This is a genomic window from Planktothrix mougeotii LEGE 06226 (assembly GCF_015207485.1).
In the GTDB taxonomy this organism is placed as follows: domain Bacteria; phylum Cyanobacteriota; class Cyanobacteriia; order Cyanobacteriales; family Microcoleaceae; genus Planktothrix.
Genome location: NZ_JADEWU010000005.1, coordinates 109,576 through 126,192, shown reverse-complemented (window position 1 = coordinate 126,192; position 16,617 = coordinate 109,576). Strand labels below are relative to the sequence as shown.

Below are 16,617 nucleotides of genomic sequence, written 5' to 3'. Positions count from 1 at the left end.
TTACTCAACTTTAACTAAAAACTCATATTCAAACCCTTTATAATTAGAATCCAGTTGTAACGTATATTCTCCGGTTAGGGGAAGTTTATTAGAAAACACCTTTGTATCGGGTGTAATACCCAGATTATCTGTTAATAATTCCCCATTAGGACTCATTACCATTGGGAAGACAGATTTATAATTCTCAATCGTTAAGGTTTGACCTGCGATCGCTGTAATTTTATAATTGTGACTTCCGCCGCCAATAATTTTTCCCTGAACTAAGGCTGCATTTCCACCCGGTAAAAATTCAATATTTTTTTCTACAATAGAACAACTGCTCTCGGTGCGACTTTTGGCAATCCATCCACTCACAGGATTATTAATTTTAAACCATCCGTTTTTTTCTTCAATTACAAAAACAAAGGTATTATTATTTAATTGACCAACAATATTACCCTCTGTTACTTCCGGTGTTGAACGAACGTTCAACGGTGCATCGGGATCTTTGACAACCGCCGTACTAATTTTGCAACCCTCCACAGGGGGTTTAATGACGGCGATAGGAGGAGTATCTGATGGGGTTGGGGTGTTGGTAACGGATGCGGGAACCGAGGTAATGGGGGGTTCAGAGGGTCGAGGAGACTCGGTTTGAGGGGTTGGGGACGATTTCGAGGAGGGAGACTGAACCGCCATCACAGCAATTGTTACCCCAGCAATCACCCCGACCGCACCTGCTATGATCAGTTGACTAGGTTTAATGGACATATCGGTTAACCTCGTTTGTAGCGAATAGCGATCGCATAATCCTTAAGGAATATCTCTGATAGAATAGCTGAGTTTACGGATTTTAATGCAGTTTTTTTAGGATATCCTGATCAATTTCAGCTTCTAACAGAGAAAATCTTCTAGGGATTTAGATTGTATTTTTGCCCCGATAAACTCGACTGTCGCGCCGCCTCAGCAACTTTTAGACTATATAAACTGGCTTCTGGCGTTACATAAAGGGGAGTTCCTTGGTAGAGACAATCTAAAACCATTTGGGTATCTTTAACAAATAATCCCCGACGAGAAGCAACTTCAAGGGTTTGAATGGTATCGTTTTGAATCAGTTGGCCCTTTTCGGGAGTAAAAATTAACGTTCCCTGTTCTCCATAGAGGGTAAACGTATTTTCCGACTGCCAAAAAACCTCCCCTTTACCATAAACCGATTCTCCCAGGATGCCATTATTAAAGGTTAACTGGGCATGACATAAACAAGCTTTGTAGAGATCGGGTTCAATCTCCCAATATTGATTTTGACAGTTAACACTGGCTACGGTTCCAAATAAATCCGTAAACCGATGCAAACGGGATAAAGCTCCACTCAGGGGAAACCCAAATAAAGACGGTTGATATGTCCATTTCCGAGAGGCTGGATGTTGGGGGTTAAACGTGACATAGCGAACATAAAACACTTGACCAATAGCTGCTAGGGACGCTTTGATGGCATTGTGCAGTCCCCCCAAAAGTTCAATATGTTCAACATGGAGGAGTTTATTTTTCTCTTGGGCGAGGGTAATTAAAGATTCTGCTTCCTGGGGATCTAAACTCAGGGGATATTCGACAACGACGTGTTTACCGTGTTCTAAGGCGTAACGAGCGATCTGGCCATGATCTCGATTAATCGTACAAATCATGACTAAATCAATATCCGGTCGTTGGACTAAATCTGTCCAAGATGCCGATACCGTCACATCAAATTCTTGACTTAAAGCAATAGTTGAAGCGGAGGTATGACCGGAAATGGCCACAAGTTGCGATCGCTCATCGGCTTTTAAAGCTGTTGCTCGCATTTTCGCTGCATATCCTGTCCCAACAATACCCACTCGTAGGGGTTGAGAAACCTTACCCCAAGATAAATCTAAAGATTGACTCATGATCACCAACTCCTGATCTCAAATATTCATCCGACTTAATACCCTACACCCACTTAACCAGCAACTAAAACCCCATCTGTCCCATTCTCCCCTGATTTCTCTACACCTGCCCTTCTCCCTGGGACACAGAGACTAGATATAAGTAATCAAGATGTAATTAGAAAAATTTATAATAAATCCCTTTCAAAAGGTCGCTTAACAAGGTTTTACATTCTTCACTTTTTCTTCTAATATCGAGAGGTAAAATAAATCGGCGATGCAAACGAAGGCTAATTAACGCTTTTGATTTGCATAAGTGATTTTTATAGTTTTGTCGAAATTCACGAGAGGATCACTACATGGCTACTTACAAAGTTACTCTGAAAACTCCAGATGGCGACCGCGAGATTCAAGTCCCCGAAGATGAAATCATTTTAGATATTGCAGAAGACGAAGGAATAGATCTGCCCTATTCTTGTCGTGCTGGCGCTTGCTCCACCTGTGCTGGTAAGATTGTCTCTGGTACAGTTGATCAATCTGATCAGTCTTTCTTAGATGATGACCAAATTGAAGAAGGATGGGTTTTAACCTGTGTTGCTAAACCGACTTCTGATTGCACGATCCTGACTCACCAAGAAGGTGAAATGTAATCCTTGGGTTAGGGTTCAGAGTTTAAGGTTGATCCATCTGACTCAACATTAAGCTTTGATCTCCTAATGGGCAAAGGACTTCAATGAATTGAAAGGCTGAAGTCAAGGTCTAGGGAAGAAAAATTGAGAGTTTGGACTGCCACTGACCTAACTTCATGCCTTTCTCAGAGCCTTGATCTGAGATAATTCTAGGGTCAATCATCAACAGGTGAACGATAAGCAATTAAGATATAATTATAAAAAATTATAAAAAATCCCATTCACAATTTAGGTTAATCCTGTTTTACATCTTTCACTTTTTCTCTTAATATCAAAGGGTGAAAAAAATCTGTGATGTCAACAAAGGCGAGTGAACGCCTTGGTGAAGCCTAAGAGATTTTTCAAATTTTATCGAAATTCATGAGAGGATCACTACATGGCTACTGTTTATAAAGTCACACTGAAAACTCCAGAAGGCGATCAAACCATTGAAGTCCCGGATGATGAGTACATTTTAGAAGCCGCAGAAGAACAGGGGCTAGAACTACCTTCTTCTTGCCGTGCGGGTGCTTGTTCAACCTGTGCAGGTAAGATCGAATCAGGTACAGTTGACCAATCTGATCAGTCTTTCTTAGATGATGACCAAATCAAAGCAGGATATGTTTTAACCTGCGTTGCTTACCCCACTTCTGATTGCGTCATCGAAACTCACAAAGAAGACGATTTATATTAATGATCAGTTTTTGATTCCAAGTTCAGCGTTATTGATATCTTTCAACGTTGAACTTGGAGTTTTTGTTATTGTCCCAACTGCATCGCAGTATTAAACGGTTGTAGTTGGGTTCCAGGGAAGTAAAAGTTTAAAATTTCCTCGCTTGACCATCCCAATTTAGCCAAGTGATAGGAGCCCGTTTGACTCATACCCACCCCATGTCCATAACCACCCCCAACAAAAACATAGCCTTTTAAGGTTTTGTTGGGGTTGTAAACGGGATCAATATAAAATAACGTACTAATCGGGGGTAAAAAAGCACTTTGGATTTCATCTTTAGAAATTTCTAACACCCCTTGATCGGTCGTTACCGTCATTTTCAAAACTCGTCCCGTTGGCGATCGCTCTACAATCTCAACCTTTTGAATATTCTTAAAATTAGAATTAGGCAAATTGCGGCGTTTCAAGTAAAGACGCAAATGGGCTGCCATTGATTCTAACGTTGTTTCTTCTCGCCAACGAAAATCATATTCTCCGGTTTCATTAAATCCCTTTTGCAAATTCATAAACCGTCGAAAATTTTGTTCTGATGCTAAATTTTGTTGAGATAAATCCCAAATTTTATTCGGAGCATCAATAATTCCTTGTAAATAAGGTCGCGGTTCCCCATTCCAAATATCATTATAATTCGCCGTAACTCCCCCACTGGTAGAAAAATAAACCGCATCCGTCAATTGATTGTTATAGGTTAAAACTAAACCGTTTGTAACATTAATCGCTTGATCCGTACTGGGATAAACTTCCGTTAATCCTTTATACACTTGACAGTCCGTATTAGCACAGAGATGATAATTATCTGCTTCAAATCGTCGCAGATTTCGTAACGCATAGGTTCGCGCTAAAACCGCTTGAGCTTCGATAGACGCATCCGGGGGCCAAGCTCCAATTTCATGAGGCACGACGCCCCGCAAATAGGTCTCTAATGGCACGTTATTAACCAGGGTGTAGGTTCCATAAGCATCGGGTTGTAGTTGCAAACTTCCCCCATAAACTAAAGGTTGGGGATCATTCGGTTTTTGACTCACTTGAATCACATTCTGGGGGGTTGTAATCTCCAGTTGATTACGGTTGTAGCGATATCCTGCCGCTGTCCAATAGGGGGTACGTTTTTCGGTGAGAACTTGGGTTTCCAAACTGGGGATTTTATGACCTTGGGCTTGTAAACTATCGATTAACCAACGTCGCAGCAGAGGGGTACTATAAACGCTACGTTTCGCCCAAACTTGCCAACGATCCGGTTGAGCTAATTCTACTTTTAAACCCAGCGATCGCCATTTTTGAGCGTCTTCTTCGGCATTTTCATAGCTGCGATGGGTACTCAAAACCACCCTTTCCTCGACTTCAGGTTCAGGGAGGGGTTCAACGCCGATTTTCAGGATCACCGTCTCCGTATGCAATTCTTTGTTTCCTTGGGGTGTTTGGAACCCAAGGGTTAAGTGATCTCCCGGTTGTGCTTTGAGAATGAGTTGATCGGTGGGTTTTTGCCCAAAGTGTTGCACTACACCGATTTTTAACGTCGGGTTAGTGTTTTGAGCTTGGGGGTCTGGGTCTTGGGCGAGGGTGGGAATAGGGGAAACGATCAAAAATGACAATATACTGAGTACCCTTCTTGGGAAAAAGAATATAATTTTAGCCATATCTATATGTTGCTCTAGTTGTCGGTCGAGTTATTCTTCGACCATTCAAGATCAAAGACACCTGTTCAGATTCAATCAATATTAATGGATTTTGCCAATAATGGTTCACTTAATGTTTTCTTTAAAGATCAAAGAAAAGACTCAATACTCTTGATTATATATGAATTTTTTTATTTAAAATTATAATTTATTTATCTCAAAAGTAGTAATTAAGTAATTTTATTATAATTTAAAGAGCATTATCTAAAGAACAATATTTTGATAAATATAAAATAATAATACGATTTAATTTTTATATAATTTTGAAAGTTTTTAACAGATTAAAAAATTGACTTTTAAGTCATTTTTATGATATACTGAATCAATTAGAGTTTGCTTTTCAGGAGGCAATTCAGAAAATGGCAAGTATAAATACAGGGATAGAATGGACAGACAGAACATGGAATCCGACAACCGGATGCAACAAAGTTAGCCCTGGATGTACCCATTGCTATGCAGAAGCAATTACCAAACGTTTTACTCAAAATTTTCAGAATGGATTTGCTTTAACATTACATCCAGAACGATTAGAAGAACCCTTAAAATGGCGGAAACCTAGCCGAATTTTTGTTAACTCAATGAGTGATCTTTTTCATGAAGATATTCCTGTAGAATTTCTCCAAAAAGTGTTTGATGTTATTCATAAAACTCCTCATCACATTTATCAAATTTTGACTAAACGGCATGAGCGATTAGTAGAAATTGCTCCTCAACTAGAATGGTCAGATAATATTTGGATGGGAGTCTCTGTTGAAAATCAAAACTATGTTCATAGAATTGATTATTTAAGAAAAGTTCCAGCATCTGTTCGTTTTCTATCTTGTGAACCCTTATTGGGGCCGTTAGAACTTAATTTAAAAGGAATTCAATGGGTAATTGTTGGGGGAGAATCAGGAGTAAAACATCGACCTATGCAGTTAGAATGGGCTAAAGATATTCAGCAACAATGTGAAGCCGAAAATGTAGCATTTTTCTTTAAACAAGTCGGAGGGAGAACACCAAAAGCAGGAGGACGGTTATTAGAAGGTAAAATTTGGGATGAAATGCCTGAAGCTTGGTATGAACATCAGAAGAAATGGCAAAGTTATTCTGCTTCATCAACTCGTCAATCTAAAACAGAGAATTTTCCGATTTTGGTGGGAATGTAACGATGACTTCATCTCCAAATGTTCCTTTCCTTCGTTTTTTTTCTGATTTTGTTATAATCTTGCCTTGATCTTCTAGTTTTAAAAGAGCATCTTTATAATTCCTCTCAATGTAACGTTTTCCTACATTATGCTGTTCATAAACTTCGTTCATTGTCAATGTCTGACCTGCAAATTCATCTAGTAACATATTTTCCAAATCGTCAAGAGGTCGTGAAGGAAATAGTAGAAGTTGTGAGCTTGTAGCTGAATTATATTCAAAGGAAGGTACACCTTGTTCTGTACTGGAACTCGCCTTAGCCATAATACGTTTCATAGTTGAATAACCTTTTTTATGTTTCGATACAAAAATTAGATAATGGCTTGTTCTTGCTTCTTTCTCATCTTTAAAGCAAAATGGCAATACATACTCACCCCCTATTGTTTTTAAACTTTGAGAAATTGATTCTACAATCATTAGTTCTCTTTCATGAGGACTTTTTGTTTGAAGTTGCGATCGCAACTCATCTGCTCTTTCTTTGCCAAACAAATCGTTCATGTTTTTTTCAACTGCTCGATTACTTAAGCCAGGATTAATACGGTTATAATTAAAGAAGAATATACAATCACAACCCCAATCTTTAATGACCGATCCAATCAATTGTTGTGATAATCCTTTATATCCCCAAGGGTCAATAAAGAATAGGCTCGGAATGAATTTTTTTTTCTGAAAAAATTCCTCAAACTCTCTACCTACTGTCATGTTTTGTATCGTCGGTTGATTTTTTAATAAGTTAATATTAGGTAGAGCATCTATAGCTGCTTTTAGAGATTTAGTATTCTTTTCATCACAATCATTAAATATTGTTACGAGTAACTCTTGCATATTTGCATCATTAATTGCCTTCTCTAAAATTAGTATGGGAGTAGATTTAGATCCATCTTCATAAACGCCTGGCCCACAAAACAGATCAATATATGCAATTTTTGTCCCCCATTTTTTGGCTTGGGGGATCATCACTCCAGCCCACTCCCAAAAATATTTAGCTACAATTTCAGCTTTAACTAAGGATTGTTCTTTTTGCTGCTCAAAAAAAGAATGATCTGGCATAGGTTGAGAAACATCGTTTTTCTAATTCTAACACAAAATAAAATCCGGTAATCTTTGACAATTGAAAATCAAGAGAACCGGATTTACTTAATATTAACCTATTAACGATTAATTACTAGGGGTTTGTTGTTGCCATCCCATCCATCGAGGATAACCATTTGCATCCCGTAATTGTATGGTTTGATTTCCTTTTTTAATCTCTCCGACAATTAACGTGGGTTGTCCTCCCCAGTTAACTCGTGTTCCCGTCACTTCTAAGGTTTCATTGGGTTGAATTTGAAAGTTTTGTTGATCTAAATACCAAATAGGGCCAACATGAAGTCCGAGGGTTTCTGTATTGGTTTTAATCTGTAAATACATCCCATGAGGCATTCGATTTCCACGATTTCCGCCTTGTATTTCTGTGACTGTCCCTTGAATTGTTTCTACACGACTCGGATCATACATCGAACGGGAATATTGACCTTTTCCCCCTGGAGAATTGCCCCACCAACCTTGACCCATCATGGGATGATTTTGCCCCATAAGTTGCTGACAAGGGGGATAAAAATTATTTCCATTATTAGGGATAGGTTGGGGAGAATTTGGGTTAGACTGAGCCAATAAAGGATGGGAATAACCCAGAGAAATCAACGCAATACCTGTGGCGATCGCAAATCCTTTAATCTGAGTATGAGATCGGTTAATTTTCATGATCTATTTCCTCTGATCAATTTAACATTTCTATTAATAGTTCTAGTATAAAGTCTCCAGTAACGGGAGAGTCTAGATCAAGTTTAGAAAACTTTAGAAAAAATAGCAAATGTTTATAATCTAACCAGAAAATTATCCTGATGCTTTCCCCTTAGAATAAGAGACAAGGGGTGCAGTTGGCTTCAAAGGTAATCGAATGGTAAAGGTACTACCGATTCCCGGTTGACTTTCTACCTCAATACTACCACGATGCGCTTGAACAATGGCTTGAACAATGGCTAATCCTAAGCCTGATCCTCCGGTTTTGCGAGAGCGATCGCTATGTACCCGATAAAATCGATCAAATATTCGAGATTGTTCGGTTAAAGGAATGCCAATTCCTGTATCTTTGACTTGAATAATAGCTTGTTGATGACTAGAATTTAAACTTAAAATAATCTCACCGCCAGGGGGAGTATATTGAATCGCATTAATGGCTAAATTAAAAATAACCCGATAGAGTTGTTCTTCATTCCCTAAAATATAAATCGGTTCTTTTTCAGGAATATCTATTTTTAAAGATAGGTTTGCGTTTAATACTATTGCAGCCAGTTCTTCTTGAGTATCGCTGATTAAATCATTTAAACAGCATATTTTTTCCAAGCGAGATATTGTTTCTTGATCCATCCGAGATAATAATAAAAGATCTTGAACTAATTTAGATAATCGATGATTTTGTCGTTCTACGGTTTTTAACGTTTCTTTAGCTTCGGTTTCGGTCAAAGGTTCGAGCTTGATTGTGGATTCTACGGTCGCACGAATGGCGGCTAAAGGTGTTCTTAATTCGTGGGCGGCATCGGCGGTAAATTGTTGAATTTGTTGGTAAGAATAATAAATGGGCTGCATGGCAATTCCGGCTAATTTCCAACTCGCAAACCCAACTAAAATTAAAGCTAAGGGTAAACCGATCACTAAAATTAATGTTACAATAGTCATATATTGGTCAAAATCCTGTAGCGATCGCCCTAATTGTAAAATTCCCCAATTTTGCTGATTTTGAGTGTGTACAATTAAAGAATATTGACGATAGCGAATTCCTTGTTTATCCGTAAAGGTTTGCCAAATTTCTCCTTGATAACGAGGAAATAAATCACGATGATGGGTTCCGGTAAATGCGACTAACTCCCCTGAATTATTAAATAAACGAATTAAATAATTATTATTATGATAAGGAGCTAATCGATGATATTCTTGACCCTGTTGATCAATAATTGGTAAACAGTTTACTTCTGAATCTGGATGAGTTAAAGGATTATTTTTATTGAATTTATTGTTAGGATAATGAGTATAAATCAACCTAACAATATCACTTTTTTTAGAGTCTATTAAACATAAATCAGGTATAATTCTTAAAACATCCGGTTCTAATTGCCCCGGTTGTTTTAAAACCGTTTCTAAACTATCATGTAATGCACCAGCAACGGATTCTATTTCTCGATCTAAGGTAATCCAATGGGCATGGGCGATCGCTTCATAAACCCCTAAACCACAAATACTAAGAATGACTCCCATCACCCCAGCATAGTAACAGGTTAAGCGTAATTTTGTCCGTTTAAACAGTGAGTTTTGATTCATGAATCATTATCTATTAAAAAACGATATCCTAAACCATAAACCGTTTCAATCAAATGATCACAACCAATTTCCGAAAGTTTCCGTCTGAGTAAGCGAATTTGAGCCGCTACAACATTACTTTCCGGTTCAGATCCGATTTCCCAAAGTTGACCTAAAAGTTGATCGCGGGTAACAATTTGGTTCGGATGGCGCATAAAATAATCTAACAGTTGAAATTCTTTATTCGTTAAACTAATTGTTAAAGGATAATCAGGATTCTTTTGATCAGAAAATGTATAAAATTGATAATCTAATATAAAATGATTTAATTGTAATTTCTGGGGTTGAAGTTGGGGAGAACGCCGTTGTAAAGCGCGTAAACGAGCTAATAATTCTCCCATCCCAAAGGGTTTCACTAAATAATCATCCGCCCCAGCATCTAGCCCCATAATTTTATCCGCTTCCGTATCTTTTGCGGTTAAAATTAAAATCGGAATAGAACTCCCTTTTTGTCGGAGTTTTTGACAAAGTTCTATTCCTGATAACCCTGGTAATAACCAATCAAAAATCGCTAAAGTGTATTGTGTCCATTGATTTTCTAAATAATCCCAAGCTTCTATGCCATCCTGAACCCAATCTACAACGTAGGCTTTCTGCGTTAATATTCGTTTAATGGCTTCCCCTAAATCGGGTTCATCTTCCACTAATAAAATTCTCATCGGTTAAAATCTCTAAAAGGATATAAAATTTTTTCCAGTATAACCCACAAGAATAGTGTTATGATTCGCCGACGTTCAACCCCTTGGATTCAGCAAAAATCCAGATTTATCATTGCTAGTCTCGCTGCCTTTGGTGCAGTGATTACTGCTTATTTAACCCTTGTTAAACTGACAGGGGGAACAGCGGCTTGTCCCATCACAGGTTGTGATAAAGTTCTGTCAAGTCCCTATGCAGTTGTCTTTGGTTTACCCCTGGCTTTGTTTGGATTTTTAGCGTATACAATCATGGCTGGGATGGCTGTTGCGCCTTGGTTAATTAACGCTGAAACCCACAAAAGTTTAAGAACAAAAACTGAAGATTGGACATGGCTGTTAATATTTGCTCAAGCGTCCGCCATGATGGTTTTCAGTGGCTATCTCATGTATTTAATGGCATTTGTCATTAAATCTTTGTGTATTTATTGTATTGCCTCTGCTGTTTGTTCAATCAGTTTATTCGTTTTAGCTTTATTAGGTCGAGATTGGGAAGATCGAGGTCAACTATTTTTTATTACCGTTGTTGTAGGAATGATCACATTAATTTCAACCTTAGCAGTCTATTCCCCCATTAATAGCCCTCGTGCTGAAAAAAATCCCTTTAATATCACAACAATTTCTAACCCAGCCAATATTGAACTGGCTCAATATTTAACTCAATCTGGAGCTAAAATGTATGGAGCCTTTTGGTGTGCTCACTGTCATGAACAGAAAGAATTATTTGGCAAACAAGCTGTGGAGAAACTGTCTTATATTGAATGTGAAGAAGGCGGAAAAGATCCTCAACCTGATGTGTGTAAAGCCAAAAATATTCAAGGTTATCCGACCTGGGAAGTTAAGGATCAGATGTATTCAGGAGTCCAAAGTTTAGAAAAGTTAGCAGAGGTTTCAGGATATCCTGGAACTCGTGATTTTGGAGTTCGTTAATAGATTCTCAAAACCCAACTCAAAAAGAGACGCGCCATGGCACGTCTCTACAGGAATCTATTGTGTGAAAATGCGAGTTAAATGAGATGAAAATGCTGAATAGCTTGGGATTTTAAGCGTTTATTTTTGAGAAGCCATTTGAGTTTGCAGTTGTTTTTTAGCTTCTTTGAACTGAGTGGCTAACTGCTCTTGTTCACTGGTTGAGAAATTGCGCCGAATCACCGCAAAGACATCATTTTCTTCTTCACGAGTATGGTGATTAACCATATCTTTGACTTGCTTAATTTTATCTTTGAACAGTGCAGAACTCGGACTCAGAGATTTCAGTTCTTCTAAAACCCCTTTCAATTCAGCTTGTTCATTATACAGATTTTGAGTATCATCATAGAAAGAACGAACTTGAGGATAAAGCACTTGTTCTTCTGCTTCCGAATGGACACTTAAATCTTTGTATAATTGTCCGAAATATTCTTGAATTTTTTGCGGATCATTGCAATTTTCAATTTCAGCAATTAACGTTTTAGCCTTCTGATGATCCATGCGAACAACATCTTGAATATTCATATCGGACTTATCAGAACTTTGAGTAACAGCACTTCCCATCACCCCGGATAAGGCTGCGATCGCATCTTGAACTCGTCCCCAAATACTTTGATCAGGAGCTTGACCCGTTAATTCTTGGGTTCCTAAATATTCTAAAATCCCTTTCAGTTTTTCTTGATGAGCGCGACTTTCAAAGTTAACCGTATTCAAAGGTGTAATAGCAGCTTCCACATCAGCACCGACCACTTGAGCCGCTTTATGAACTAATAAACCCGACATGACTTGTCCATGCTTCAGCAGTTCATGTTGAACCACTTTTTCATAAAAACTTAAGTCGGATTTATTCATCATCTCTTTAGCGAGATTAATCATTTTTGTGGCTTGTTCTTTCGGTTGAGATTGAATCCCATATTGGGTAATCACCGTATCAATGATTCCCAGATTTTTGTTATCATCATCTAACATTTCTTGGAATTGTTGACGAATTTCAGAGATATTACACTCCCGCATAAACATCTGTTCATTTTCAATCAACAATTCTTGGACAGTTTTCATGGTAGCCAGTTTTTGACCAATCGCTTCCCGTTTTGCATCCGTTAAAGTCGTTACCATGTTGTGTTCTCCAAACATCTAAATTTCATTTTCATAGATTCTAATTTTGCATAGAAAAAACAATAATTCCTCATCCATAAGACAGATCTAATGTTCAAGTTTTTACCAATGGATTGTTCAGTTTGTTTTAAATAATAACTAACTTAAGATTTTTAGATAAAATCCGTCAATATTTCCTCAATTTACCAACGGATAAGTAATAAATGCCCATGACCTCTTCCCTTGCTACTTGAGGACTCTAGTTGCATTAAAGATTGCCAGGAGTGCCACTCCCACATCAGCAAAGACAGCCTCCCACAAGGTTGCTATCCCAATCACACCTAAACCGATAAACAAGCCTTTAATTCCCATTGCCAGTACAATATTCTGCACCACAATCTGGCGAGTCTTTTTGGCAACTTGAATCCCTTCCGCCACTTTAGACGGAGCATCGGTCATAATCACCACATCTGCTGTTTCAATCGCTGCATCCGATCCCAAGCCACCCATCGCCATACCGATATCCGCTCTAGCAATCACAGGAGCGTCGTTGATGCCATCCCCGACAAACGCAACTTTGCTGTTTCCAGATCGACTCAACAAAGCCTCAATAGCTTCTACTTTTCCTTCAGGTAACAATTCAGCCTTGTAAGAATCTAAACCCAACTGCTGTGCAATGCTTTTAGCAACGATGCCGTTGTCACCCGTCAACATCACGATTTGCTCAATGCCCAGGCTTTTGAGATCTTGAATCGCTTTGATGGCATCGTCCTTAATTTCATCGCCAATTAAAATGTAACCTGCATAACGTCCCTCAACAGCCAGATGAACCACAGTACCCTCAACATTGCAGGTATTGTGGTTAATGTTTTCTCGATGTAAAAGCCGATCATTTCCGGCGAGAACGACTTGATTGTTCACCGTCGCCCGAATACCATAACCCGCAATTTCTTCATAGTCTGTTATCTGGCCCTGCTCAATCGGTTGACCGTAGGCTTCTCGAATGGATTGTGCAATGGGGTGACTAGAATGAAATTCAGCTTGGGCAGCCAGTTTCAGCAATTCTGTTTCGGAAAAACCATTTTGAGTCACAATCTGGGCAACTTTAAACACCCCTTGAGTCAAGGTTCCGGTTTTATCAAAAACAACGGTTTTAACGGCGGTCAGGGCATCCAAAAACGTCGAACCTTTCACCAGAATGCCTCGTTTGGCAGCACCTCCAATACCCCCAAAGTAACCCAAGGGAATACTAATCACGAGTCCGCAGGGACAGGAAATCACCAGCAGAATTAAGGCGCGGTAAACCCATTCGCTGTGAGTTGCACCGGGAATAAAAACAGGCGGTAGAAGGGCCACAGCCAGGGACAGAACAACGACAACGGGGGTGTAGTAGCGAGCAAATCGGGTGATGAATTTCTCGGTTTCTGCCTTTTTACTGGTAGCATTCTCGACGAGATCAAGAATTTTAGCAATTGAAGATTCTCCAAAGGGTTTGGTAACTTGCACAGTCAGCACACCCGTTTGATTAATCATTCCTGCGAGAATCAATTCTCCAACTTTCACCGTGCGCGGAACTGATTCTCCGGTTAATGCTGAAGTATCAATTTGAGATTGACCTTCGAGAATTTCACCATCTAAGGGAATCTTTTCTCCAGGTTTGACAACAATAATGTCTCCCACATTAACGGTTTCTGGGGAGACTTGTTTAATTGTTCCATTAACGTTGAGATTGGCAGTGTCGGGACGAACTTCCAGCACAGACTTGATAGAGCGACGAGAGCGACCCACCGCGTATTCTTGAAACAACTCTCCAATGCGGAAAAACAGCATAACGGCGACGGCTTCAGGGAGTTGATGAATGGCAATCGCCCCTATTGTGGCAATGGTCATCAAAAAGTTTTCATCAAACACCTGTCCCCTGAGAATGTTCCGTCCCGCCGCTTTTAATACTATTGAGCCACTGATCAAATAAGCGGGAATGAACACGGCATACTCACCAATGTTGTAGGGCGTATTGTGGAGTGGCTGTTCAAAGACTATTCCCAGCACCAGCAAGACAATGACTCCGATCACTGGAAGCAGTTCCTGTTTTAGGTTAAACTCCCCTGAACCGTGACGATGGCTGTGGTCGTGGTCGTGAGCCTCTGGAATGATGATGGTGTAGCCTAGAGAGATGATGTGATCGCGAATTTCCTGCTCACTCACCTGCTTTGGGTCATAGGTCACACTTAAGCGTTCCGTCGCCACACTCACGGATATTTGTGCCACACCGGGTATTTTCTGTACCCCTGCTTCGATCTTGGCAGCACAGCTACCACAATCCATACCACCGACCTGCATCTGTTGAGTTTTCAGAGAAGGAGTCTGAGTCATTGCTCGTTTGCTGAATCAATCTTAATGATCAGCATTGTAGTCACATTCTTGAAAGATCTGAACCGTTTTTTTGTAATAAATAATGATTCCCATTCTAAGCTGCTCAGGTCAATGGATTAAATATAATAGAAAATAGTTATATATAGCAATACCTGTAGGATTTGTAAACAATGTAGGGGTTGTACCCCCGTGCCTACCCTACAATCTACTACCCCAATCTACGGGCAACCACGGGGGGTTTGCCCCTACAAAGTGTTTGGAATCTGACTTAGGATTGCTATAATTAAAGTAACGTCTAAGTTAATAACGTTGAGCCCATGAAAGCTCGACCCAAGAGAACGTTGTCAGGTGGAATTGTCAGCACCCCGCACTGAAGTGACGGGGCTTCAAGCCTCTAGCTTTAGTTAGTTGACCAGCCTGAGCCTAATGGCTACGTTATCGGTAAGTGTTAAAGACCCACCAATGGATGCGTAGCTAGTCCGTTGCTCTGGAACTCGAAAGTTAAACAGTTTTACGAGGGGTAAGACAGTGCTTTTGGGATAGTTACCGACCGATAACATTGGCGAAGCTAACTTTACCTGAGAAATCAGAGTGGGAGAAATCCTAAAAAACCGGGAATCAGCAAATACAACAATTTTTGTCGGTTCCCAATCCAATATTCACGGGGAATAAATTCCCCTGAGTCGTGTTTCCTCTCAGGTCTAAAGACGCTGAGTTTCCACACTCCCATCCTTTCTTTATGAATCGTAAGTCTATTTTCTCCTCATTGATGATTGGACTTCTAGCCGGTGGTACAGTCACAACTTTAGCCTTAGTCCTAGCTTTTAAAACGTTTGCTCAGGCTTCTCAAGCCTCACCTATTCCTGCTGCATCAACTCGATTGTCTCAAGCCGTTCCTGGGATGGGGGGCATGATGGGACAACCGGATCAACACTTCATTGTGATGATGATTCCCCATCACCAAGGAGCAATCACAATGGCAGATCTGGCACTTCAGCGATCGCAGCATCCCGAAATTCGCACTCTTGCCCAGTCCATCAAAGACAGTCAAACCCGTGAGATCGAGAAGATGGCAACTTGGTATCGGCAATGGTATAACGCTGATGTTCCGCAGGGGATACCGGGTATGGGGATGCACGGAAACTGGGGAGGCTATAACCCAGGGACGGTTTCGTCTGGGTGGCAAGCCAGCATGGGTTGTATGGGCGGTATGAGAACCATGCTAGGCAATACCACAGCCTTGCAAAATGCCTCAGATTTTGATCGCGCCTTTATTGAAGAAATGGTTCCTCATCATCAAATGGGTGTCAGGATGGCACAAATGGTGTTAGTCCATAGCAATCGCCCAGAGATTCGAGAATTAGCACAAGCAATTATTGATAGCCAAACGGCTGAAATTAACCAAATGCAGCAATGGTATCAAAACTGGTATTAGGGATGAATTGTTAAAATAAACAGGATTTACCACCAAATTCGATTTCCATTTTCATCCATCCTCGCTTGACGAATGACATCAGAAATTTCTTCCGCATCTCTAACATGATGAAGAGCTTTTCTTTCTCCATCGGGATATTCAACCATAAAATAAGTCGGAACAACGATATGATCTCCGGTAATATCTGGAGCATCTACCGCAACTTGTTTAGCTTTTTCTGCTAAGGTTTTAGAGTTATCAATCCGGTCTCCAGGGTTAGCAGTTAGTGTTTTGCCATTTTTTTCTAACTCTTCTTTTTGCCAACGTTTTTGTTCAGGATCAACTTCCTGGGGACTCATCGGTTGTTCAAATTCTTTTAAATTCGCTCTAGGTTCAGAATCACGATTCATTTTAAATCTCCTGATTTTAAGGCTTTTTTAACTATTTATACTGTAATTATTTCTGCCTCTAACCTTCATCTTTCGCGGGGAATAACCTATACAAGTTCTACAATTATCGTTATAAACTTGAGCTTGATT

At 39.7% G+C, this 16,617-nt stretch carries 15 protein-coding genes; 5 read left to right on the top strand and 10 right to left on the bottom strand.

What is annotated here, in order from left to right:
• Both IQ236_RS04070 and IQ236_RS04065 read right to left on the bottom strand, forming a co-directional pair.
• Positions 1-747 carry an SH3 domain-containing protein gene (locus tag IQ236_RS04070; protein ID WP_193868077.1) on the bottom strand — a complete coding sequence of 249 codons (747 nt, stop codon included), beginning with the start codon at positions 745-747 and terminating at the stop codon, positions 1-3.
• Positions 748-887: 140 nt separating this feature from the next.
• Positions 888-1,898 carry a Gfo/Idh/MocA family protein gene (locus IQ236_RS04065; protein WP_193868076.1) on the bottom strand — a complete coding sequence of 337 codons (1,011 nt, stop codon included), beginning with the start codon at positions 1,896-1,898 and terminating at the stop codon, positions 888-890.
• Between the two features lie 338 nt (positions 1,899-2,236).
• On the opposite strand from IQ236_RS04065, the gene IQ236_RS04060 reads away from it, so the two are divergent.
• Positions 2,237-2,527, top strand: a complete 291-nt coding sequence (locus IQ236_RS04060) for a ferredoxin (RefSeq protein ID WP_072716819.1) — start codon at positions 2,237-2,239, stop codon at positions 2,525-2,527.
• 415 nt (positions 2,528-2,942) lie between these two features.
• A complete protein-coding gene (locus IQ236_RS04055) occupies positions 2,943-3,239 on the top strand; it encodes a ferredoxin (protein ID WP_072716820.1) in 297 nt (98 codons plus the stop codon).
• A gap of 65 nt (positions 3,240-3,304) precedes the next feature.
• Here IQ236_RS04055 and IQ236_RS04050 read toward each other — a convergent pair whose 3' ends face one another.
• A complete protein-coding gene (locus IQ236_RS04050; RefSeq protein ID WP_193868075.1) occupies positions 3,305-4,915 on the bottom strand; it encodes a SpoIID/LytB domain-containing protein in 1,611 nt (536 codons plus the stop codon).
• Positions 4,916-5,313: 398 nt separating this feature from the next.
• Here IQ236_RS04050 and IQ236_RS04045 point away from each other — a divergent pair, with 398 nt between their 5' ends.
• Positions 5,314-6,102, top strand: coding sequence for a DUF5131 family protein (locus IQ236_RS04045; RefSeq protein WP_193868074.1), 789 nt, complete (start codon positions 5,314-5,316; stop codon positions 6,100-6,102).
• On the opposite strand, the gene IQ236_RS04040 is transcribed toward IQ236_RS04045, so the two are convergent.
• The 4 genes from IQ236_RS04040 to rppA all read right to left on the bottom strand — a co-directional run bounded on the left by IQ236_RS04040 (position 6,065) and on the right by rppA (position 10,194).
• A complete protein-coding gene (locus IQ236_RS04040) occupies positions 6,065-7,189 on the bottom strand; it encodes a three-Cys-motif partner protein TcmP (RefSeq protein WP_193868073.1) in 1,125 nt (374 codons plus the stop codon). The genes IQ236_RS04045 and IQ236_RS04040 overlap by 38 nt on opposite strands.
• 108 nt (positions 7,190-7,297) lie before the next feature.
• Positions 7,298-7,882, bottom strand: coding sequence for a hypothetical protein (locus IQ236_RS04035; RefSeq protein WP_193868072.1), 585 nt, complete (start codon positions 7,880-7,882; stop codon positions 7,298-7,300).
• A gap of 132 nt (positions 7,883-8,014) precedes the next feature.
• Complete coding sequence (gene rppB, locus IQ236_RS04030; RefSeq protein ID WP_193868071.1) at positions 8,015-9,496, bottom strand: two-component system sensor histidine kinase RppB; 1,482 nt, start codon at positions 9,494-9,496, stop codon at positions 8,015-8,017.
• Positions 9,493-10,194, bottom strand: coding sequence for a two-component system response regulator RppA (rppA, locus tag IQ236_RS04025; protein WP_193868070.1), 702 nt, complete (start codon positions 10,192-10,194; stop codon positions 9,493-9,495). Before rppA ends, rppB begins: the two co-directional genes overlap by 4 nt.
• A gap of 60 nt (positions 10,195-10,254) precedes the next feature.
• Here rppA and IQ236_RS04020 point away from each other — a divergent pair, with 60 nt between their 5' ends.
• Positions 10,255-11,157 carry a vitamin K epoxide reductase family protein gene (locus IQ236_RS04020; RefSeq protein ID WP_193868069.1) on the top strand — a complete coding sequence of 301 codons (903 nt, stop codon included), beginning with the start codon at positions 10,255-10,257 and terminating at the stop codon, positions 11,155-11,157.
• A 120-nt stretch (positions 11,158-11,277) separates the two neighbouring features.
• Here IQ236_RS04020 and IQ236_RS04015 read toward each other — a convergent pair whose 3' ends face one another.
• Entirely contained in the window at positions 11,278-12,312 is a 1,035-nt protein-coding gene (locus tag IQ236_RS04015) for a hemerythrin domain-containing protein (protein ID WP_193868068.1), read from the bottom strand.
• A 225-nt stretch (positions 12,313-12,537) separates the two neighbouring features.
• Complete coding sequence (locus IQ236_RS04010) at positions 12,538-14,664, bottom strand: heavy metal translocating P-type ATPase (RefSeq protein ID WP_193868067.1); 2,127 nt, start codon at positions 14,662-14,664, stop codon at positions 12,538-12,540.
• Between the two features lie 739 nt (positions 14,665-15,403).
• Between IQ236_RS04010 and IQ236_RS04005 the strand changes: the two genes are divergently transcribed.
• Entirely contained in the window at positions 15,404-16,099 is a 696-nt protein-coding gene (locus IQ236_RS04005) for a DUF305 domain-containing protein (RefSeq protein ID WP_193868066.1), read from the top strand.
• A 26-nt stretch (positions 16,100-16,125) separates the two neighbouring features.
• Here IQ236_RS04005 and IQ236_RS04000 read toward each other — a convergent pair whose 3' ends face one another.
• On the bottom strand, positions 16,126-16,488 hold the full coding sequence (locus IQ236_RS04000) for a hypothetical protein (protein WP_193868065.1): 363 nt from the start codon (positions 16,486-16,488) through the stop codon (positions 16,126-16,128).
• Positions 16,489-16,617: the final 129 nt, after the last annotated feature.